The sequence below is a fragment of the Kitasatospora viridis genome, from assembly GCF_007829815.1.
GTDB lineage: Bacteria > Actinomycetota > Actinomycetes > Streptomycetales > Streptomycetaceae > Kitasatospora > Kitasatospora viridis.
This window is the reverse complement of the sequence record NZ_VIWT01000001.1, coordinates 2284336-2304671: the sequence shown is the minus strand read 5'-3', so window position 1 is coordinate 2304671 and position 20336 is coordinate 2284336. Positions and strand designations below refer to the sequence as shown.

17 protein-coding genes and 1 riboswitch are annotated in these 20336 nt (G+C 73.5%); of the genes, 13 read left to right on the top strand and 4 right to left on the bottom strand.

Translation table 11 applies throughout. The annotated features are described in order from the left end of the window. Positions 1-10: 10 nt before the first annotated feature. On the bottom strand, positions 11-598 hold the full coding sequence (locus tag FHX73_RS46140; protein ID WP_246213446.1) for a DUF4352 domain-containing protein: 588 nt from the start codon (positions 596-598) through the stop codon (positions 11-13). Between the two features lie 238 nt (positions 599-836). On the opposite strand from FHX73_RS46140, the gene FHX73_RS10120 reads away from it, so the two are divergent. The 6 genes from FHX73_RS10120 (at position 837) to FHX73_RS10095 (ending at position 8070) form a co-directional block, all read left to right on the top strand. Beyond that, positions 837-3101, top strand: a complete 2265-nt coding sequence (locus tag FHX73_RS10120; RefSeq protein WP_246213445.1) for an N-6 DNA methylase — start codon at positions 837-839, stop codon at positions 3099-3101. A 122-nt stretch (positions 3102-3223) separates the two neighbouring features. Continuing rightward, a complete protein-coding gene (locus FHX73_RS10115; RefSeq protein ID WP_145904691.1) occupies positions 3224-3916 on the top strand; it encodes a spermidine synthase family protein in 693 nt (230 codons plus the stop codon). Between the two features lie 58 nt (positions 3917-3974). After that, on the top strand, positions 3975-4544 hold the full coding sequence (locus FHX73_RS10110) for a hypothetical protein (RefSeq protein ID WP_145904690.1): 570 nt from the start codon (positions 3975-3977) through the stop codon (positions 4542-4544). Next, on the top strand, positions 4541-6244 hold the full coding sequence (locus tag FHX73_RS10105; RefSeq protein WP_281292668.1) for a serine/threonine-protein kinase: 1704 nt from the start codon (positions 4541-4543) through the stop codon (positions 6242-6244). Before FHX73_RS10110 ends, FHX73_RS10105 begins: the two co-directional genes overlap by 4 nt. 153 nt (positions 6245-6397) lie before the next feature. Beyond that, a complete protein-coding gene (locus tag FHX73_RS10100; protein ID WP_170304883.1) occupies positions 6398-7027 on the top strand; it encodes a SurA N-terminal domain-containing protein in 630 nt (209 codons plus the stop codon). 41 nt (positions 7028-7068) lie between these two features. Next, a complete protein-coding gene (locus FHX73_RS10095; protein ID WP_145904688.1) occupies positions 7069-8070 on the top strand; it encodes a MazG family protein in 1002 nt (333 codons plus the stop codon). Between the two features lie 11 nt (positions 8071-8081). Here the strand turns inward: FHX73_RS10095 and FHX73_RS10090 are convergent, their stop codons facing one another. After that, positions 8082-8501 carry an SDR family oxidoreductase gene (locus FHX73_RS10090; protein WP_145904687.1) on the bottom strand — a complete coding sequence of 140 codons (420 nt, stop codon included), beginning with the start codon at positions 8499-8501 and terminating at the stop codon, positions 8082-8084. Positions 8502-8645: 144 nt separating this feature from the next. Here FHX73_RS10090 and FHX73_RS10085 point away from each other — a divergent pair, with 144 nt between their 5' ends. The 7 genes from FHX73_RS10085 to FHX73_RS10055 all read left to right on the top strand — a co-directional run bounded on the left by FHX73_RS10085 (position 8646) and on the right by FHX73_RS10055 (position 16617). Then, positions 8646-9956, top strand: a complete 1311-nt coding sequence (locus tag FHX73_RS10085) for a cytochrome P450 family protein (RefSeq protein WP_145904686.1) — start codon at positions 8646-8648, stop codon at positions 9954-9956. A 229-nt stretch (positions 9957-10185) separates the two neighbouring features. After that, a riboswitch (cyclic di-AMP (ydaO/yuaA leader) is annotated at positions 10186-10350 on the top strand. Between the two features lie 4 nt (positions 10351-10354). Further along, the gene (locus FHX73_RS47125; RefSeq protein WP_145904685.1) at positions 10355-11095 is read left to right on the top strand and encodes a transglycosylase family protein; all 741 of its coding nucleotides are present in this window, start codon (positions 10355-10357) and stop codon (positions 11093-11095) included. A 225-nt stretch (positions 11096-11320) separates the two neighbouring features. Continuing rightward, on the top strand, positions 11321-12607 hold the full coding sequence (gene eno / locus FHX73_RS10075) for a phosphopyruvate hydratase (RefSeq protein ID WP_145904684.1): 1287 nt from the start codon (positions 11321-11323) through the stop codon (positions 12605-12607). 89 nt (positions 12608-12696) lie between these two features. Beyond that, positions 12697-13131, top strand: coding sequence for an FtsB family cell division protein (locus FHX73_RS10070; protein WP_145904683.1), 435 nt, complete (start codon positions 12697-12699; stop codon positions 13129-13131). A gap of 18 nt (positions 13132-13149) precedes the next feature. After that, positions 13150-13800 carry a DUF501 domain-containing protein gene (locus FHX73_RS10065; RefSeq protein WP_145904682.1) on the top strand — a complete coding sequence of 217 codons (651 nt, stop codon included), beginning with the start codon at positions 13150-13152 and terminating at the stop codon, positions 13798-13800. Continuing rightward, the gene (locus tag FHX73_RS10060; protein WP_145904681.1) at positions 13797-14738 is read left to right on the top strand and encodes a Ppx/GppA phosphatase family protein; all 942 of its coding nucleotides are present in this window, start codon (positions 13797-13799) and stop codon (positions 14736-14738) included. Before FHX73_RS10065 ends, FHX73_RS10060 begins: the two co-directional genes overlap by 4 nt. A 505-nt stretch (positions 14739-15243) precedes the next feature. Beyond that, entirely contained in the window at positions 15244-16617 is a 1374-nt protein-coding gene (locus FHX73_RS10055) for an NAD(P)/FAD-dependent oxidoreductase (RefSeq protein WP_145904680.1), read from the top strand. A gap of 248 nt (positions 16618-16865) precedes the next feature. On the opposite strand, the gene FHX73_RS10050 is transcribed toward FHX73_RS10055, so the two are convergent. Together FHX73_RS10050 and FHX73_RS10045 are read right to left on the bottom strand one after the other, a co-directional pair. Next, positions 16866-19424, bottom strand: a complete 2559-nt coding sequence (locus tag FHX73_RS10050) for an ABC transporter permease (RefSeq protein ID WP_145904679.1) — start codon at positions 19422-19424, stop codon at positions 16866-16868. After that, entirely contained in the window at positions 19424-20197 is a 774-nt protein-coding gene (locus FHX73_RS10045) for an ABC transporter ATP-binding protein (protein ID WP_145904678.1), read from the bottom strand. The genes FHX73_RS10050 and FHX73_RS10045 overlap by 1 nt, the downstream gene beginning before the upstream one ends. Between the last annotated feature and the right edge of the window lie 139 nt (positions 20198-20336).

Sequence of the window (20336 nt, the reverse complement as noted above, 5' to 3'; positions counted from 1 at the left end):
GCCCGGCCGGTCAGCCCAGCTGCCACTGGCCGGACTGGTCGGCGAAGCCGCTGTCCAGCGCGAACTGGGCCTTCGTCAGCTTGGCGCCGGTGGGGACCTCGAAGGTGATGAAGCCGAGCGCGCTGTCCCCGGGGGCGATGTTCAGCGGGACCGGGAAGCTCTGGCCCGCGGTGGTGTCGTCGACCACCGCGTCGTAGGACTGGCCCTGGTCGTCCCGCACGGTGGCGCCGTTGGACGGCGCGTCGCTGTAGGCGGCGCTGCCGGTGTTCTTGATCCGGAACTGGATCGCGATCCAGCGCTTGCCGTCGGCCGGGGTGCTGCCGTCGGTGGCGCTCTGCGCGTTGTCCACCACCTTGACCACGGTGATGTCGGCGGACGCGCCGTTCGACATGCCCTTGAGGGCGATGGTGTCGCCGACCTTGGCGACCGTGGGGGACTTGGCGGCGGGCGAGCCCGCCGGGCTGCCGGGGGTGCTGGTGCCGGCGGCGGTCTGCTTGGGCTTGGTCGAGACCGTGCTGCCGCTGCTGGTCGGGCCGCAGGCCGAGACGGCCAGGGCGAGCAGGGCGGTGCCGGTGATCAGGGCGGCGGTGCGGCGCATGGCGAAGACCTCGGTTCTCTCTGTTCACAGGGTGTGGACGGTTCACGGCGAAAACTCTCCGGTCGGCTGTTCCGCCCTCTGCGGCGGTGCCGTCCGGTGCCGTGTCATCACTACAGCAGAGCCTGTGAACGTCGTCAACAGCGAAATGGAAAACCTCTACGTTCACGTGTGAACGGAGGTCTTGCGCGCACTGGCTATGCTGGGTGGTCACAGACCGACCCCGCGAAGGAGCCGCGCCGTGCCGGACCGCGCCGAGCTGACCCCCGTCGAGATCGCCCGGCTGGCCGGGGTGGGCCGGGCCGCCGTGAGCAACTGGCGCCGCCGGCACGCCGACTTCCCGCAGCCGGTCGGCGGCACCGAGGCCAGCCCGACCTTCGCCCTGGACCAGGTCGAGGAGTGGCTGCGCCGCCAGGGCAAGATCGCCGAGCTGCCACTGCTGGAGCGCTGCCACCAGCAGCTGGAGGCGCTGCGCGAGCCGGTCGGGGCGTCGCCCGGGCTGACCGGCGGGGGCGGCCCGCTGGTGCTGGCCGGCGCCGTGCTGCTGCTGGTGCACCGTCACCCCGGGCGCTGGGCCGAGCTGTCCGAGCGGCCCGACACCGGGGTCGCGCTGGCCCTGCCGCAGGCCGTCGGGGAGCTGGTCCGCGAACTCTTCGCCCCCGGCTGGGCGGCCGTGCTCGACCTGCCCGCGCTCTACGGCAGCACCCAGCTCGGCCTGGCCCGGCTGCTCGCCCGGCTCGCCGAGCAGCACGGCCCGGCCGCCGCTTACGAGCTGCTGCTGGCCCGCTCCTTCCCCAGCCTTCGGCCGGGAGATGCCCCTACCCCCGGTGCCCGCCAGCCCCAGCTGCCGGCCCCCGCCGCCGGCCTGCTCGCCGCGCTCGCCGCCGCCGACGCGCCCGAGACCGTGCTCGACCCGGCCTGCGGCCTCGGTGCCACCCTGCTCGCGGTCGGCCCCGACACCGAGAACCCCGACGCCGGGCGCTCCGACGCCGGCCGACCTGACGCCGACCGACCTGACGCAGGGTCGGGGCGTCCGCACCCCACCCGGTTCGGCCAGGAGCGCGACCTCAACACCGCCGGTGCCGCCCTGCTCCGGCTCGCCCTGCACACCCCGGCCGGCACCCCCGGTCCGCTGCCGCTGCACCTCGCCTCCGGCGACGCGCTGCTCGCCGACGGCCACCTCGGGCTGCTGGCCGACGCGGTGCTCTGCCGCCCCCCGTACAACGAGCGCGACTGGGGCCACGACGAGCTGCGCTACGACCCCCGCTGGCTCTTCGACCAGGCCCCGCCGCGCACCGAGCCGGAACTCGCCTGGCTGCTGCACGCCCTGGCCCGCACCCGCCCGGGCGGCCTGACCGCGCTGCTGCTGCCGCCCACCGTGGCCAGCCGCCGCTCCGGCCGCCGGCTGCGCGCCGAACTGCTGCGCAGCGGTGCGCTGCGCGCCGTGGTCGCGCTGCCGGCCGGCGCCGCCCCGCCGTTCGGCGTCCCGCTGCACCTGTGGCTGCTGCGCCGCCCCGGGGTCGAGGAGCCGCCCGTCGCCCGCCGCCTGCTGCTGCTCGACGCGGCCGCCGCCCAGCCGGCCGGCGCGGCGGGCGGCGGCCGGGAGCGGATCGACTGGCCCGAGCTGCACCGCACCGTGCTGGACGCCTGGACCGGCTTCGACCACGCGGTGCGGTTCGACCGGCCGCCGCCCGCCGACCGCCCCGGTGTGCACCGGGTGCTGGACGCGATCGACCTGCTGGACGACGAGACCGACCTCACTCCGGCCCGTCACCTGCCGCCCGCCGCGCCCGCCGACGGCGGTGCCGAACTCGCGCACCTGCGCGGCCGGCTGGCCGAGCAGTTGACCGCGCTGGCCGCCCTGGACGGCCAGCTGCCGCAGGTCGGCGCGGCAGCCGCCGAGCCGACCGCCGCCCCGCTGACCACGCTCGGCGAGCTGGCCAGGACCGGCGTGCTGGAGGTGCACTCCTCGGGCCAGGGCCCGGAGGTCCGGTCAGCGGCCGACGGGGGCGCCGGTGAGGGTTCCGGCCGGGCGGTGCTCACCGATCAGGACCTGATGGACGGTCAGCCGCCGAGCGCCCGGCTGGCCGGGGGCGCCACCGGCGTGCTGCGGGCCCGCCCGGGCGACGTGCTGGTGCCGGTGCTGGGCGGCGGCACCGCGCTGGTGGTGCGGGCGGGTGAGCCCGCCGACGGCGCGGTGCTCGGTGCCCGGCTGCACTTGCTGCGCCCCGACCCCGAACTGCTCGACCCCGACTTCCTGGCGGGCCGGCTGCGCTCGACCTCCGGGAGCCGCTGGGCCAGCAGCCACGCCTCCACCACCGCCCGGATCGACGTCCGCCGGCTCCAGTTGCCCCGGCTGCCGATCGACCGTCAGCGGGCCCTGGGTGCGGCCTTCCGTCAGGTGGCCGAGTTCGAGGCCCGGTTGCGCCGGGCCGCCGAGGCGGGCCGGCTGCTGGCCCAGGGGCTGACGGACGGTCTGGCCGACGGCCGGATCACCTTGCCCTGACGAGGCTGTCGGCGTCGGCGTCCGCGTCGGGCCGCCTGGCGGGCGAAGGGGTGTGCCGGAGGGTGCGGGGGAGAAATAGGCTGAGGCCTCCAGTCAGGACGAAAGGCGACGAAAGGCATCGCATGATTCCCGACCTGCCGACCCGGGAGCAGACCGGCGAGCCCGTGGTGCTCGACCGGCGTGACGGACCGTTCGGTGAGGTGGTGCTGCGCCGGCGCGGGGCCGACCACGAGATCATCGCCAACGGCTGCTTCCTGATGGACACCGCCGACGGCCGCTCCGAGCGGCTGCTGGTCGACGCCGCGCTGGAGCGGCTCGACGCCGAGCGGCCGAGCGTGCTGATCGGCGGCCTCGGCGTCGGCTTCTCGCTGGCGCACGCCGCCGCCGAGCCGCGCTGGGGCGCGATCACGGTGGCCGAGCGGGAGCCGGCGATCATCGACTGGCACCGGGCCGGGCCGCTCGGCGCGATCTCCGGTCCGGCGCTGGCCGACCCCCGGGTGGTGGTCCGCGAGCTCGACCTGGTGGCCCACCTGACGACCGGTGAGGACAGCTACGACGCGCTCTGCCTGGACATCGACAACGGCCCGGACTGGACCGTCACCGAGTCCAACGACGGCCTCTACGGCCCGGCCGGCCTGGCCGCCGCCCGGGCCCGGCTGAACCCCGGCGGCGTCCTCGCGGTGTGGAGCGCCCAGCCCTCGCCCGCCTTCGAGGAGGCGCTGCGGGCGGCCGGCTTCACCGAGGTGCACACGGTCGAGGTGCCGGTGCGCCGGGGCGTTCCGGACGTGGTGCACCTGGGCCGTCGTCCCAGCTGACGCGGGGCGGTACGGTGGCCCTCGCCGTACCGACGCGCAGCCCTGGGGGAGCCCGCCGATGTCGTACCAACCGCCACCGCAGCCGGGCCCGTTCAGGGTGGGCGCGAGGGTGCTGTGTTGCCTGGCCGTGTTCCTCTCGGCGGGGCTGCTCGGTTTCCTGCCGCCCCTGCTGCTGGCGGTGCGGCGGCGGTCGCGGGCCGACTGGGCCGGGCTGGTGGTGGTCTGCCTGGTCGAGGTCGGGATGCTGGTCTGCGCCGGGGTGGCCAAGCCGAACAGCGCGGACGGAGTGGCCAACGGCGTCGGCATGGGGCTGATGGTGCTGATGATGTTCGGCGGGCCGGTGCACTTCCTGCTGATGAACCGTCGCTCGGTCTGGGCGCGCCGGGCCCCGGTCGCCGCCGCCCCGTACCCGGCGGCCCCGCAGTACGGTCCGGGTCCCGTTCCGATGCCGGTTCCGATGCCGTCGCCGTACAGCCCGGTGCCGACCGCAGTGCCCGTGCCGCCCGCACCGCCCGTGCCCACGATGCCGAGCGCACCGACCACGCCGTCCGCCCCGTCCGCGCCCGTCGACGACCTGCGGCAGCTCGGCGAGCTGTTGCGCCGTCAGGCCGGGGGCGACCAGCGGTGACCCGGGACCGGCTGATCGGCGGTCGCTACCGGCTGGCCGAGAAGATCGGCCACGGCGGCATGGGCCAGGTGTGGGCCGGCTACGACGAGCGGCTGGACCGCCGGGTCGCCGTCAAGCTGCTCCGCGCCGACCTCTCCACGGCCCATGACCAGCAGACGCCGACCACCAGCGGGACCCGGGACTCCCGCGCGGACCTGCGCAAGCGCTTCCTGCGCGAGTGCCGGATCACCGCGGCGCTCGACCACCCCGGCCTGGTCACCGTCTTCGACGCGGGTGAGGACGACGGCGAGCTCTTCCTGGTGATGCAGCGGGTGCCGGGCGCCGGCCTGGCCGACCTGATCGCCGAGGAGGGCCGGTTCCCGGTGGACCGGGCGGCGGCGGTGGCGGCGCAGCTGTGCGCCGCGCTCGCGGTGGTGCACGCCGTGCCGGCGGTCCACCGCGACCTGAAGCCGAGCAATGTGATGGTCCGTCCGGACGGCCGGGTGGTGCTGCTCGACCTCGGCATCGCCACCGCGCTGGACACCGACCGCACCCGGCTCACCATGACCGGCGTGCCGATCGGCAGCCCCTCCTACATGGCGCCGGAGCAGGCGCTCTCCGGCAGCGTCGACGCCCGCAGCGACCTCTACGCGCTCGGCTGCCTGCTGCACGAGATGCTCACCGGTGAGCAGCCGTTCCCGGCGTCCACCGCGCTCGGCGTGCTGCGCCGCCAGGTGGACGACCCGCCGGTGCCGCTGCGCCGGCTGCGGCCCGAGGTGCCGGCCGAGTTGGAGGCGCTGGTGCTGGAGCTGCTGGCCAAGCCGCCGGCGGGGCGGCCGGCCGACGCCCAGCAGGTGTTCGGGCGGCTGCTGCCGCTGGTCGGCGCGGCAGCGGCAGCGGGGGCAGCACCGGTGGCTGGCCAGGGCGATCCGACGGCCCCGTTCCGTCGGCCGCTCGCCCCCGTCCCCGCGCCGACGCTCGCGCCGGCCGTCCCTCTTCTCCCCCCTGTCCCCTCCGCTCCGCCCGTCACCTTCGCCGCACCAGCACGCGCAGCCACACCCGCACCCGCACCCGCAGCGCAGTTCCCGCCCCCGCCCGCCCCGGCGCCGGTCGGCGACCTCGCCGCGGCTTGCGGACAGGTCTCCGACCTGCTCGCCGAGCAGCGCTACGCCGAGGTGATCGACCTGGCGGCCCGGCTGCTGCCCAGGGCCGTGGCCGCGCACGGCGAACAGGCGCCGCTGGTCGGCACGCTGCGCACCATCTACGCCCGCACCCTGCTCCAGGAGGGCCAGTACCGGGCCGCACTGCCCGAGTACCAACTGCTGGCCGGGCAGGCGGCCGGGGCGAGCGCGCTGGAGTACCGGCTCCGGGTGGCCGAGTGCCTGGAGCACCTGGGCCGGGTGCCGGAGGCGCTGGCCGGCTACCAGGCGCTGCTCGCCGACTGCTCGGCCCGGCTGGCCGCGGGCACCGACACCGACCCGGCCCGCTGCTGGGACCTGCGCGAGCGGATCGGCCTGCTGCTGGCCGGTTCCGGCGAGGCGAACGCGGCCTGGGACTGGCTGCTGCCGCTGCTGCTGGACCGCGAGCCCCGGCTCGGCCCGCACCACCCGGACGTGCTGCGGGTGCGCCGGCACCTGGACCACCTCCAGCACCACCGCCCCGCCCCGCTGCCCCCGCTGGACCCGCGCACCCGCAGCTGGTGGCGCAGCCCGTCCGGGTAGTCGGACACTTGTGCTGACGCACCGCCAGTTCGCCTGTACGGGTGACGTGTTCGGTACAACGTCTGGGCAACGGCGGGGGCGCTCCCTATCCTCGTGACTCGTCAGGAGTACGACTCGGCCACATCCCTACCGCGCCCCGTCCGGGAGGCCCGCGTGATCCGCAGCTCCGTTCGCCGCACCCTGCCCCTGCTCGGCGTGCTGGGGGCCGCTCTGGCCCTGACGGCCTGCGGGAGCCAAGCACCGCGCCCAGGCGCGGCCGCGCTGATCGGCTCGGACAAGATCACCGTCTCGGCCGTCGAGGCGCGGGTCGGCGAGTTCCGCGCCCAGGCGGCCGAGCTGCCGACCGGGCAGTACCAGGAGCAGGCCGGGCTCGTCGGCGCCACCGTCTCCGAGATGGTCTTCGACCGGGTGGTCGCGCACGCGCTGGCCGACCACGGCCTGACCGTCTCCGACGCCGAGGTGGCACAGGCCCGCGACCAGGGGGTCGCGGAGCTCGGCGGGGAGCAGGCCCTGGAGCAGACCCTGCTGCTCAAGCACGTGGTGCCGACCCAGGACATCGACGCCTACTTCCGCGAGCAGCTCGGGCTGCAGAAGCTGGCCGCCCTGAACGGCCAGCAGATCGGCACCGCCGACGGCAACAAGACCGTGCACCAGCTGCTCACCGAGGCCTCCGACGAGCTGAAGGTGACGGTCAATCCGCGCTACGGCAGCTGGGACCCGGCGCAGGCCGTGCTGGACGGCCCGAGCGAGCCCTGGCTGCCGCAGTCCGGCGCCGCCGCCTGACCGGACGGCCGGCCCGCCCGCCGGGGCGGTAGGTTCGAGGGGTGGAGACCTCGAAGCTGACCCTGCTGACCACCACTCACCGCGTCGCCCCCGGCCTGCTCAGCTGGCCGGCCTGGCAGGCGCTGCGGGAGGCGCCGGCGGTGCTGGCGGCCGACCCCAGGCACCCGCAGCTGGCCGCGCTGGAGCGCGCGGGCGTGACGGTGCGTCAGGTCGAGCGCGGGAGCGCCCCGGCGCTGGCCCGGCTGCTGGTGGAGCGGGCGCCGGTGGTCTTCCTGGGCAGCCAGGACGGCGACCCGGGGCTGACCGAGGCGCTGGCCCGGATCGCGGTGGAGGAGGCGGGGCTGGCGCCGGAGATCGAGGTGCTGCCCGGCTCCTACGACCTGCCGGGGGCCCGGCTGCTCGACCTGGTCTCGGTGATGGACCGGCTGCGCTCGCCCGGCGGCTGCCCGTGGGACGCCGAGCAGACCCACGCCTCGCTGGTGAAGTACCTGGTAGAGGAGGCCTTCGAGCTGGTCGAGGCGATCGAGCAGGGCGACCGGGCGACGCTGCGCGAGGAGCTCGGCGACGTGCTGCTCCAGGTCTTCTTCCACGCCCGGATCGCCGAGGAGCACGCGGACGACCCGTTCTCCATCGACGAGGTGGCCGGGGACATCGTGGCGAAGCTGATCTACCGCCACCCGCACGTCTTCGCCGACTCGGACGCCAGCACCACCGACCAGGTGGAGGCGAACTGGGAGGCGCTGAAGGCGGCCGAGAAGGGCGACCGGGAGTCGGTGCTGGACGGCGTGCCGGCCGGACTGCCGGCCCTGGCCTACGCGGCCAAGCTGGTCTCCCGGGTGCGCCGCGCCGACTTCACCGGCGTTGCCGACGCGCCGTACGAGCTGCCCGCCGAGCTGACCGAGCGCAGCGCCGGCGAGCTGCTGCTCGCCGTGGTGCAGCGGGCGCACGACGCGGGGGTGGACCCGGACGCGGCGCTGCGGCACGCGGCCCGGGCCTACCGGGCGGCGGTGCGGGCGGCCGAGGGGCTGCCCGACCGGAGCTGAGCCCGCGGGAGTCAGGCGACCTCGGCGACCTCGGTCAGCACGGCGCGCTGCGGCGGGACCACCTCGCCGATCGCGGTGCTCAGCGGGTCGAGCAACTCGGCCAGCCGGTCCAGGTCGCCGGGGAGTTCGTCCAGCGCGACGATCCGCTCGCCGTCGGGGCCGGCCACGCAGAACAGGTCGATCCGGCCGAGGTGCTGCTCGGCGCTGGTGACCAGGGCGGCGATGTCGCTGGGCTGGTGGATGTCGGAGGAGACGCCGACCACCGGGCAGCCGGGGCGGTCCAGCGCGGCGGCCAGGTCCTCGGCCACGCCCGGCCGCGGGTCCGCCAGCAGCAGTCCGGTGGCCCCCGCGGCGGCGAACCGCCGGGCCGGGCCGTCGCCGTCGCCGCCGTCGAGCACGGCGATGACCACCACTTGACCGGCTACTCGCATGGCCTGCTCCTCCCTGGGGGCGACACCGCACCGTGGCCCACCATCCGTATCGGAGGATCGTAGGCTTCGGCTGACCCTCCGCAACAGGGATTACCCGTCAGGTGACCAGACTCACTCATTCCGGGCACCGGATACCGTCAGGACATGCCCGCAACGCCGACTGAGCCCATGCCACCCCTGTTCACCTGGGAGTTCGCCGCCGACCCGTACCCGGCGTACGCCTGGCTGCGCAAGCACGCGCCGGTGCACCGCACCACCCTGCCGAGCGGGGTGGACGCCTGGCTGGTCACCCGGTACGCCGACGCGCGCCAGGCGCTCGCCGACGGCCGGCTGTCGAAGAACCCGGCGCACCACAGCGAGCAGGCGCACCGCACCGGCCGGGTCGGCATCCCGGGGGAGCGGCAGGCGGACCTGATGACCCACCTGCTGAACATCGACCCGCCGGACCACACCCGGCTGCGCAGGCTGGTCTCCAAGGCCTTCACCCCGCGCGGGGTGGCCGAGTTCGAGCCGCGGGTGCAGCTGCTGACCGACCGGCTGATCGACTCCTTCGCGGCCCGCGGCTCGGCCGACCTGATCCACGAGTTCGCCTTCCCGCTGCCGATCTACGCGATCTGCGACCTGCTCGGGGTGCCGGCCGAGGACCAGGACGACTTCCGGGACTGGGCGGGCATGATGATCCGCCACGGCGGCGGCCCGCGCGGCGGGGTGGCCCGCGCGGTCAAGAAGATGCGCTCGTACCTGCTGGAGCTGATCCACCGCAAGCGCGGGGACCTCGGCGAGGACCTGATCTCCGGGCTGATCCGGGCCAGCGACCACGGCGAGCACCTGACCGAGAACGAGGCCGCCGCGATGGCCTTCATCCTGCTCTTCGCGGGCTTCGAGACCACGGTCAACCTGATCGGCAACGGCGTCCACGCGCTGCTGAACCACCCCGTGCAGCGGCGGCTGCTGCAGGACTCGGTGGCGGCCGGCGAGACCGCGCTGCTGGCCACCGCGGTGGAGGAACTGCTGCGCTACGACGGCCCGGTGGAGCTGGCCACCTGGCGGTTCGCGACCAGCCCGCTGAGCATCGGCGGGGTGGACATCCCGGTCGGTGACCCGGTGCTGGTGGTGCTGGCGGCCGCGGACCGCGACCCGGCGCGGTTCGCCGCGGAGAACACCCTGGACCTGGCCCGCCAGGACAACCAGCACCTGGGCTTCGGGCACGGCATCCACTACTGCATCGGCGCGCCGCTGGCCCGGTTGGAGGGGCAGCGGGCGCTGGCGACCCTGCTGACCCGGCTGCCCGACCTGGAGCCGGCCGCCGAGCCGGGCGAGCTGCGCTGGCGCGGCGGGCTGATCATGCGGGGGCTGCGCGAGCTGCCGGTCCGGTTCACTCCCGAGTCCAGCTCCAGCTCCAGTTCCAGCTCCAGCTCCAACTCCGACGCTGACGCCGACGCCGACTTCAGCTGACGTTCGGTCAACTCCGGCGGCGTGTCGGAAGGGTCCGGGCATGGGCGTTCCGAATGCGGAGCAATGCGGACATACCTGATCAGTCGGTAGACGATCAATGACGCACCGTAATTCTGATGTGATGTCAGCGATATGAGCTTGTGATTGCCAGGCAGATCTGCCTACTCTCCGTGGAGTTCGCGGCTGCGAACCCCGTGCGCGGCAACGCCGAGTCCTGCCCGCCGCGCTGTCGGGACACCGACCGTCCTCGGGCAGGGGCGGGGGACCCAGGTTTTTCCGCCGTCTCCCACGGCTTGGGGTGAAGCCGACCGCCGGAGCGATCCGCGCGGCCGGCCGGGCCAACCTCACCGGTCCGAACCCGACAGCTCACCTCGCAGGCGTGCGGAGAGGGACACTTCATGCTGTTCAACGGCACTGGTCGTCATCGTCGTCGCACCGCAGCGGAGAAGGCGATCGCCGTCGCCGGCGTGGCCGGCGCGGGCCTGGCGATGCCGCTGCTCACGGCCACCGGCGCGCACGCCGCCCCGGTCTCGGTCTGGGACGGCGTCGCCAACTGCGAGAGCACCAGCAACTGGTCGATCAATACCGGCAACGGCTTCTACGGCGGCCTCCAGTTCACCTCCTCGACCTGGGCCGCGTACGGCGGCACCCAGTACGCGCCGCGCGCCGACCTGGCCTCGAAGGACCAGCAGATCGCGGTGGCCGAGCGGGTGCTGGCCTCGCAGGGCCCCGGCGCCTGGCCGGTCTGCTCGGTCAAGGCCGGCCTGAGCAAGGGCGGCGCCGCGGCGAGCGTGGACACCGGTGCGCCGGCGAGCGACCGCGCCGCGCAGCCGAGCACCCCGGCCAAGCCGGCCCAGCCCAAGCCGGCCCAGCCGAAGCCCGCGCCGTCCAAGCCGGCGCCGGCCAAGCCCGCCCAGCCGAGCGCGCCCGTGCCGGCCCAGCCGAAGCCGAGCAGCCCGGCGAAGCCGCAGACCGGTGCCGCCAACGGCTACACCGTCAAGTCCGGTGACACGCTGTCGAAGATCGCCCAGGCCCAGCACATCCTGGGCGGTTGGCACGCGCTGTACCAGGGCAACCAGGGCGTGGTCGGCGGCGATCCGGACCTGATCTACCCGGGCCAGGTGCTGAACCTCGGCTAGTCCCCGGCAACTGCCCAAAGGGGTCGAAAACGGTACCGGGCCGCTCAACCAGGCGGCCCGGTACGGGACCGAACGGGCATTCAGGTGAACTACCGGCAGGTAGCCGAGCCACACCGTGAGACGGGACCGAGGTCCGGGTGGCCCGGCCGGTCGGTGCGGTTAGGCTCTGGTCGTAACGCCTCCGCCATCCCTGTCCGCAGGACCGCTTCCGCAAGGAGATGCATAGTGCCGTCCATTGATGTCGTCGTCGCCCGTGAAATCCTCGACTCCCGCGGCAACCCCACGGTCGAGGTCGAGGTCGGCCTCGACGACGGCAGCACCGGCCGTGCCGCTGTCCCGTCCGGTGCCTCCACCGGTGCCTTCGAGGCGCTGGAGCTGCGCGACGGCGACAAGAACCGCTACGGCGGCAAGGGCGTCGAGAAGGCCGTGCTCGCGGTGATCGAGCAGATCGGCCCGGAGCTGGTGGGCTACGACGCCACCGAGCAGCGGCTGATCGACCAGGCGATGCTCGACCTCGACGCCACCCCGGACAAGTCCTCGCTCGGCGCCAACGCGATCCTCGGCGTCTCGCTCGCCGTGGCGCACGCCGCCTCCGAGGCCTCCGACCTGCCGCTCTTCCGCTACCTCGGCGGCCCGAACGCGCACGTCCTGCCCGTGCCGATGATGAACATCCTGAACGGCGGCTCGCACGCCGACTCCAACGTGGACATCCAGGAGTTCATGATCGCGCCGATCGGCGCCGAGTCCTTCTCCGAGGCGGTCCGCTGGGGCGCCGAGGTCTACCACACCCTCAAGGGCGTGCTGAAGGAGCGCGGCCTCTCCACCGGCCTGGGCGACGAGGGCGGCTTCGCGCCGAACCTCGACTCCAACCGCGAGGCGCTGGACCTGATCACCGAGGCCATCAAGAAGGCCGGCTACGTGCCGGGCAAGGACGTCGCGCTGGCCCTGGACGTCGCCGCCTCCGAGTTCTACAAGGACGGCGCCTACCAGTTCGAGGGCAAGCCGCTCTCGGCCGGCGAGCTGATCGACTACTACGCCGACCTGGTCGCCTCCTACCCGCTGGTCTCCATCGAGGACCCGCTGGACGAGTCGGACTGGGACGGCTGGAAGGCCATGACCGACAAGCTGGGCGACAAGGTCCAGCTGGTCGGTGACGACCTGTTCGTGACCAACCCGGAGCGCCTCGCCAAGGGCATCGAGACCGGCACCGCCAACGCGCTGCTGGTGAAGGTGAACCAGATCGGCTCGCTGACCGAGACCCTGGACGCCGTCGAGCTGGCCCAGCGCAACGGCTTCCGCTGCATGATGTCGCACCGCTCGGGCGAGACCGAGGACGTCACCATCGCCGACCTGGCCGTCGCCACCAACTGCGGCCAGATCAAGGCCGGTGCGCCGGCCCGCACCGACCGCACCGCCAAGTACAACCAGCTGCTGCGCATCGAGGAGATCCTCGACGACGCCGCCGAGTACGCGGGCCGCGCGGCCTTCCCGCGCTTCCGTTACGAGGGCTGACCGTACCGAGCAAATGACCGGTGCCCCGGTCCCCACCCCGTAGGGTGTGGGGACCGGGGCACCGGTGCGACGACAGGGGCGAGGGGTTCATGGCAGCGTGGAAGTTCCCGGGGCGGCCCCGGTTCACCAGCCGGGCCACCGTGCTGGTGCTGGTGCTCTGCTCCCTGGTGGCGATCCTCGCGTACCCGACCCGTCAGCTCCTCAACCAGCGGGCCGAGATCGCCGCGCAGCGGGTCAAGGCCGAGCAGGCCCGCCAGGAGGTGCAGCGGCTGACCACCGAGCGGGCCCGCTGGCAGGACCCGGAGTTCGTCAAGGCCCAGGCCCGCAGCCGGCTGCACTTCGCGATGCCCGGCGAGACCCCGTTCACCGCCGTGGACCCCAGCCCCTCGGCCGGCGCCTCCCAGCCCTCCGGCGCGGGCACCGCGAAGTCCGGGCCGAAGGCTGGCGCGCCCTGGTACAGCACCGTCTGGGAGTCGGTGGACGCCGCCGCGTCCCCGGCCCCCACCCCAGCCCCCGTTCCCTGACGACCTGATGAGCACCTGATGAGCACTGAGAACCAGCCGGTAGACGACCGCGACCTGGCCGCCGTGGCCGCCCAGCTCGGCCGGGTGCCGCGCGGCACCCGGGCGGTCGCGCACCGCTGCCCGTGCGGCAACCCCGACGTGGTGGAGACCGCTCCCCGGCTGCCGGACGGCACGCCGTTCCCCACCCTGTACTACCTGACCTGCCCCAAGGCCGCCTCGCTGATCGGCACCCTGGAGGCGGACGGGGTGATGAAGGAGCAGACGGCGCGGCTCGCCGAGGACCCGGAGCTGGCCGCGGCCTACCAGAAGGCGCACGAGGACTACATCGCCCGCCGCGACGCCATCGAGGTGCTGGAGGGCTTCCCGAGTGCCGGCGGCATGCCGGACCGGGTGAAGTGCCTGCACGTGCTGGTCGGCCACTCGCTGGCCGCCGGTCCCGGGGTCAACCCGCTGGGCGACGAGGCCCTGGCGATGCTGCCCGACTGGTGGGGCAAGGGGAGCTGCGTGACGCCGGAGCAGGTCGAGACCGGCGTCGAGGCCCTGCGGCAGCAGCGGGCCACCGCCGAGGACCACGCCGAAGTGATCGCGGCCAAGGAGCGCAAGACGGTCGAGCGGGCGGCCAAGCGGGCCGCCGCCGACGAGCAGGGGGAGCAGGGGGAACAGGCGTGACCGGTACCAGGGTTGCCGCGGTCGACTGCGGCACCAACTCGATCCGCCTGCTGATCACCGAACTGGACCCGGGGACCGGCCGCGCGCTGGACCTGGACCGCCGGATGACGATCGTCCGGCTCGGCCAGGACGTGGACCGCACCGGGCGGTTGGCCCCGGAGGCGCTGCAGCGCACCTTCGCGGCCTGCCGGGAGTACGCCGCGGTGATCGCCGAGTTCGGCGTGCCGGTCGAGCGGATCCGGTTCGTGGCCACCAGCGCCTCCCGGGACGCCGAGAACAGCGCGGAGTTCGCCAAGGGCGTGCGGGAGATCCTCGGGGTGGAGCCGGAGGTGATCTCCGGCGACGAGGAGGCCCAACTCTCGTTCTCCGGCGCCACCAAGGGCCTGGCCGGCACCGGCGTGGCCGCCCCCTACCTGGTCTTCGACCTGGGCGGCGGCTCCACCGAGTTCGTGCTGGGCGGCGAGAGCGTGCAGGCGGCCCGCTCGGTGGACATCGGCAGCGTGCGGCTGACGGAGCGCCACTTCGCCGGCGCCGAGGTGCCGACGCCGGCTCAGATCGCGGCCGCCGAGGCGGACATCGCGGCCGGGCTGAACCGGGCCGCCGAGGTGGTGCCGCTGACCGCCGGGGCCACCCTGGTGGGCCTGGCCGGCACGGTCACCACGGTGGCCGCGATCGCGCTCGGGCTGCCGGAGTACCAGTCGGAGCGGATCCACCACTCGCGGCTGTCGCTGACCCGGGTGCGCGAGGTGACCGAGCGGCTGCTGAGCTCGGGGCACGCCGAGCGGGCCGCGATCCCGGCGCTGCACCCGGGGCGGGTGGACGTGATCGCCGCCGGGGCGCTGGTGCTGCGTTCGGTGATGGAGCGGACCGGTGCCGCCGAGCTGGTGGTGAGCGAGCACGACATCCTCGACGGCATCGCCTGGAGCCTCTTCCGCTGACCCGCGGCGGTCCTCCTGGCAGTCCGCCCGGCAGTCCTCGGTACTCCTGGGCAGTCCTGTCGGCAGCCGTCCGGACACCCCGTCGGCACCCCTCGGGCACCCCGCCGGACCCGCTCGGCGGGGTGCCGCGCCGAGCCCCGCGAAAACCTTCGTGAATTTCTTCACATGGAGTTCCGGCTGTTCGTGGCGTCTTGGAGGGCGGTTCGTCCGGATTGCGGGACCGAAGGTCGCTCGCCGTGGCCGACCGAAGGATCCCAGGCGAGGCTCCGGCGCGGCCGGTGAATTCGAAACGATTATCGGGAACCGGTGGCTGTGCGCGGATCGTTGCTGCTCACACGGGGGAGCGGAACCCAAACATCCGGTCGAGGACGGACCGAGGGGTTCCGGGGTGCTCGTGGGGCCACCGGGCGGCCCATCTGTGGGCGCGCAGTGTAGCAGGCCATGTCCAGGGGCTTGTGACGGGCCTCACGAAGGGTGCTCCGGACGGTGCTGGATACTTTCGGATATGAGCACCACGGAGCGTCCTCGCATCCTCATTGTCGGCGGTGGTTACGTCGGCCTGTATGCCGCGATGCGCATCCTCAAGAAGATGCGCTACGGGGAGGCGACCGTCACGGTCGTCGACCCGCGGTCGTACATGACGTACCTGCCCTTCCTTCCCGAGGCGGCCGGCGGCAACGTCGCGCCTCGCAACCTCGTCGCGCCGCTGCGCAGCGCCCTGAAGAAGGCGGAGGTGCTCACCGGTCACGTGACCGAGGTGGACCACGCCCGCAAGGTCGCCACCATCGCGCCGCTGTCCGGCGACTCCTACGAGCTGAACTTCGACTACCTCGTCGTCGCCACCGGCTCGGTCTCCCGCACCTTCCCGATCCCCGGCCTGGCCGAGCACGGCATCGGCATGAAGACGGTCGAGGAGGCGATCAGCCTCCGCAACCACGTCATGGCGCAGCTGGACAAGGCCGAGTCCACCACGGACGAGGCGGTCCGGGCCAAGGCCCTCACCTTCGTGGTCATCGGTGGCGGCTTCGCCGGCATCGAGACGATCGCCGAGATCGAGGACATGGCCCGCGACGCGGCGAAGATCTACAAGACCGTCAGCCGCGACGACATGCGCTTCATCGTGGTCGAGGCGGCCAACCGGATCCTCCCCGAGATGGGTCCGGACCTGGGTCTGTGGACCAAGGAGAAGCTCGAAGAGCGCGACATCGAGATCTACATCGAGACCTCGATGGACTCCTGCGTCGACCAGCACGTGGTGCTGAAGAACGGCATCGAGTGCGACGCCGCCACCATCGTGTGGACCGCCGGCGTGAAGCCGAACCCGGTGGTGTCCAACTTCGGTCTGCCGCTGGGCCCGCGCGGCCACGTCGACACCGCGCCGACCCTGCAGGTGCAGGGCTTCGACAACGTCTGGGCGGCCGGCGACAACGCCCAGGTGCCTGACCTCGCCGTCGGCGAGGGCGCCTGGTGCCCGCCGAACGCGCAGCACGCGGTCCGGCAGGCGGTGCAGCTCGGCGACAACGTGATCTCCGGGATGCGCGGCTTCCCGCAGGCCGAGTACAAGCACAAGAACCTGGGTGCGGTCGCCGGTCTGGGCCTGCACAAGGGCGTGGCGATCCTCTTCGGCAAGTACAAGCTGAAGGGCCGTCCGGCCTGGTGGTTCCACCGCCTGTACCACGGCAGCCGGGTGCCGACCATGAACCGCAAGATCCGCGTGTTCACCGACTGGACCCTCGCGATGTTCCTCAAGCGCGAGACGGTCGGCCTGTCGGAGATGGAGAAGCCGTACGGCGCCTTCCAGGAGGCGGCCGGTCCGGTCATCCCGAAGCCCGCGGCGGCGCCGGCCGAGGCCGACAAGGCGCTGGCGAGCAGCAAGTAGTCCCAACAGACGCGACTGATCCCGGCCGCAGGGCCGGGATGTGAGTCGGAGGCCCTCCGCCCGGCAGCGTCGCCGGACCACGACCTCCGTGGTGCTCAGCCGGTTTCGTGACCGGGCGGAGTACGAACCAGAGCGACGAGAACGGGCCCCGGCCCGGTGGTCACCACCACCGGACCGGGGCCCTTCCGTTCGCACCGCCGCGGGGCGCCTCTCAGGAGGCGCCCCGCGGCATTTCGTCGGACGGTCCGTCAGCCGGCCTTGATGCTGTCCAGGATGTCCAGCTTCGCGGCCCGCCGGGACGGCCAGTACGCGGCCACCAGGCCGACCAGCCCGGCGAGCGCCAGGAAGATCGCCAGCCGGCCCCAGGGCAGCACCGTGGTCAGCCCGGCCAGCCCGTCCTTGAGCGTGCCGTTCACCGCCCAGGCCAGGAAGCAGCCGAGGCCCAGGCCCAGCACCGCGCCGAACACCGAGATCACCACGGACTCCAGCCGGACCATCCGGCGGATGCCCCGCCGGTCCAGGCCGATCGCCCGCAGCATGCCGATCTCGCGCTTGCGCTCGAAGACCGACATCGCCATCGTGTTGATCACGCCGAGCACGGCGACCAGCACCGACATGGCCAGCAGCCCGTAGAGCATGTTCAGCGCGATCGAGATGAACGAGCTGACCTCGTTCTTCAGGTCCTGCTTGGTCTGCACCTTGATCAGCGGGTTGTCGCCGGCCGCGTCCACCAGCGCCTGACGCAGCGTCGAGCTCTCCCCGCCGGCGCCCTTGACCAGCACGCTGTCGGTGTTGCTGGGCACCTGGTGGGCCGTCAGCACCGCGTTGTCCAGCACCATCGAGTGCAGCCGGGGGACGCTGTCGAAGACGCCGCCGACGGTCAGGTTCGCCGTCGTGCCGTTCGGGAAGGCGGCCGGCACGGTGCTGCCGACGGTCAGTCCGTCGGACTTGGCCAGCTCGCTGGAGACCAGCAGCTGCCCCTGGCCGAGCGCGGCGGCGGAGCCGCTGGTGACCGGGAAGTCGAGCACCTGGGAGGCGGCGGCCGGGTCCAGCCCGGAGACGGTCTGCTTGTCGCCACCGATCTTGAAGTAGCTGGAGGTCACCGGGGTGGCGGCGGCCACGCCGGGGGCGTGCGCGATCCGGGCGGCGAGGTCGGGGGAGACGCTCAGCCCGTTGGACAGGCCCACCGAGTAGTCGGCCTTCATCGAACTGCCCACGGCCTTGTCCAGCGCCGCGTTGACCGAGGTGCCGAGCACGGTGAGCGCGGTGACCAGGGTCAGACCGATGGTCAGCGCCGAGGCGGTGGCGGCGGTGCGGCGCGGGTTGCGCACCGCGTTCTGCCGGGCCAGCTTGCCGGCGACGCCGAACAGCTTGCCGAGCACCGGGCCGAGCAGCGCGATCAGCGGGCGGGAGAGCAGCGGGGTGAGCACGAAGACCCCGAGCAGCGCGAGCACCGCACCGCCGGCCACCGTCCACTTGCCGCTGCCGCCCTGGCTGGAGCCGAGCAGGATCAGGCCGAAGCCGGCTGCGGCGAGCACCCCGCCGATGGAGTTGCGCACCACCAGGCTCTTCTGACTGGCGGGCTGGTCCGAGCTGCTCATCGCGGCCACCGGGGCGATCCGGGCGGCCCGCACGGCCGGCAGCAGCGCCGACAGCACGGTCACCAGCACACCGGTGGCCAGCGAGACCAGCACGGTGAGCGGGGAGACGATCAGCGGTCCGGTCGGGTTGGAGCCGTTGCCCAGCGAGCCCACCAGGGACTGCAGTCCGGCGCCGATCCCGATGCCGGCCAGCAGCCCGGCCACCGAGGCCACCAGGCCGATCGCCAGCGCCTCGATCAGCACCGAGCGGGTCACCTGGCCGCGGCCGGCGCCGATCGCCCGGAGCAGCGCGAGCTCCCGGGTGCGCTGGGCGATCAGCATGGTGAAGGTGTTGGCGATGATGAAGATGCCGACGAAGAGCGAGATCCCGGCGAAGGCCAGCAGCATGGTGCGCATGGTGCTGGTGCCGTCCTCGATCATCTTGCGCTGGTCGTCCTGCAGCTGGTTGGCGGTCTGGGCGGTGATGTTCCCGGAGTGCGGGATCACCGTCAGCACCTCGTCCTGCAGCTGCTGCTGGCTGCTGCCGGGCGCGCCGACCACCTCGATCGAGTTGAACTGGCCCGGCGCGGCGAGCAGGCGCTGCGCGGTCGCGGTGTCGAAGAGCACCAGCGGGTTGCCGGAGTTGACCCCCGGGTCGTCGGTGCTGAAGATCCCGGCCAGCTTGGCGTCCTGGGCCGGGCCGTTGACCGCGAACCGGACGGTGTCACCGAGGTGGTAGCCGGCCTTGTCGGCGCTGCCCTGGTCCAGGGCTATCTCGCCGGCGTTCTGCGGGCCGTGACCCTGGGTCAGCTGGTAGCGGGCGTCCTTGCCGTCCGGGCCGGGGGCGAAGTTGCCGCCCGCCGAACCGCCGCCCTGGCCGATGCTCTTGCCGGTCTTGTCGGCGATCGCGGTGAACCCGCTGACCACGCCGCGGGCCTGGCTCACCCCGGGCAGCGCGCCGAGTTGGGCGACGGTGCCCGCGGTCAGGTGCTGGGCGGTCGGGTCCGGGTCCTCGTCGGTGATCCCGGCCAGCGCGCTGCGGTTGTCGGTGACCCGGACCGAGAGGTGGTCGTAGCCCTTGGAGTAGCTGTTCTTCAGTGCGGAGCCGAAGGTGTCGGAGAAGACCATGGTGCCGGCCACGAAGGCGGTGCCGAGTAGCACGGCGAGCACGGTCATCAGCAGCCGGCCCTTGTGGGCCAGCACGTTGCGAAGGGCGGTGCGGAACATCAGCTGGTCCGGCCCTTCGCGTCGAAGCGGCGCATCCGGTCCAGCACCGCGTCGGCGGTGGGCGCGACCAGCTCGTCCACGATCCGCCCGTCGGCCAGGAAGACGACGCGGTCGGCGTAGGAGGCGGCGACCGGGTCGTGGGTCACCATGACCACGGTCTGGCCCAGCTCGCGCACCGAGTTGCGCAGGAAGGAGAGGATCTCGGCGCCGGAGCGGGAGTCCAGGTTCCCGGTGGGCTCGTCGGCGAAGACGATCTCCGGCCGGGAGGCCAGCGCCCGGGCGCAGGCGACGCGCTGCTGCTGGCCGCCGGAGAGCTGGCTGGGCCGGTGCGAGAGGCGGCCGGACAGGCCGACGGTGTCCACCACCGCGTCCAGCCAGGCGCGGTCCACCTTGCGGCCGGCGATGTCCATCGGGAGCGTGATGTTCTCCAGCGCGCTGAGCGTGGGCAGCAGGTTGAAGGCCTGGAAGATGAAGCCGATCTTGTCCCGGCGCAGCTGGGTGAGTTGCTTGTCCTTCAGGCCGACCAGTTCGGTCTCGCCGATGGTGGCGGAGCCGGAGCTGACCGAGTCGAGGCCGGCCATGCAGTGCATCAGGGTGGACTTGCCGGAGCCGGAAGGTCCCATGATCGCGGTGAACTCGCCCTGCCGGAACTCGACGCTGACGTTGTCCAGGGCGACCACCCTGGTCTCCCCCTCGCCGTAGACCTTGTTGAGGCCGACCGCCCGGGCGGCTGCCCGGCCGGTGTGGACGGCGGGTGCGGTCGAGGTGGTCATCGGCTGCTCCTGGGTCGTGTGGGTCAGCGCTCCGGCTCCCGTTCGGCCGCGCACTGCTGGACTCCCTCCATGCTCCCGGCCGGTACCCCCCGATCTCGTCGCCCCGGCGGACGGTTGGCCGCCCCCACCGCGGTCTGAC

Coding starts and splice junctions, on each gene's coding strand:
- FHX73_RS10115 (WP_145904691.1), top strand. CDS start 3,224: ATGATTCCCGACCTGCCGACCCGGGAGCAGACCGGCGAGCCCGTGGTG.
- FHX73_RS46140 (WP_246213446.1), bottom strand. CDS start 598: ATGCGCCGCACCGCCGCCCTGATCACCGGCACCGCCCTGCTCGCCCTG.
- FHX73_RS10055 (WP_145904680.1), top strand. CDS start 15,244: ATGAGCACCACGGAGCGTCCTCGCATCCTCATTGTCGGCGGTGGTTAC.
- FHX73_RS10070 (WP_145904683.1), top strand. CDS start 12,697: ATGGCAGCGTGGAAGTTCCCGGGGCGGCCCCGGTTCACCAGCCGGGCC.
- FHX73_RS10085 (WP_145904686.1), top strand. CDS start 8,646: ATGCCCGCAACGCCGACTGAGCCCATGCCACCCCTGTTCACCTGGGAG.
- FHX73_RS10050 (WP_145904679.1), bottom strand. CDS start 19,424: ATGTTCCGCACCGCCCTTCGCAACGTGCTGGCCCACAAGGGCCGGCTG.
- FHX73_RS10045 (WP_145904678.1), bottom strand. CDS start 20,197: ATGACCACCTCGACCGCACCCGCCGTCCACACCGGCCGGGCAGCCGCC.
- FHX73_RS47125 (WP_145904685.1), top strand. CDS start 10,355: ATGCTGTTCAACGGCACTGGTCGTCATCGTCGTCGCACCGCAGCGGAG.
- FHX73_RS10110 (WP_145904690.1), top strand. CDS start 3,975: ATGTCGTACCAACCGCCACCGCAGCCGGGCCCGTTCAGGGTGGGCGCG.
- FHX73_RS10090 (WP_145904687.1), bottom strand. CDS start 8,501: ATGCGAGTAGCCGGTCAAGTGGTGGTCATCGCCGTGCTCGACGGCGGC.
- FHX73_RS10065 (WP_145904682.1), top strand. CDS start 13,150: ATGAGCACTGAGAACCAGCCGGTAGACGACCGCGACCTGGCCGCCGTG.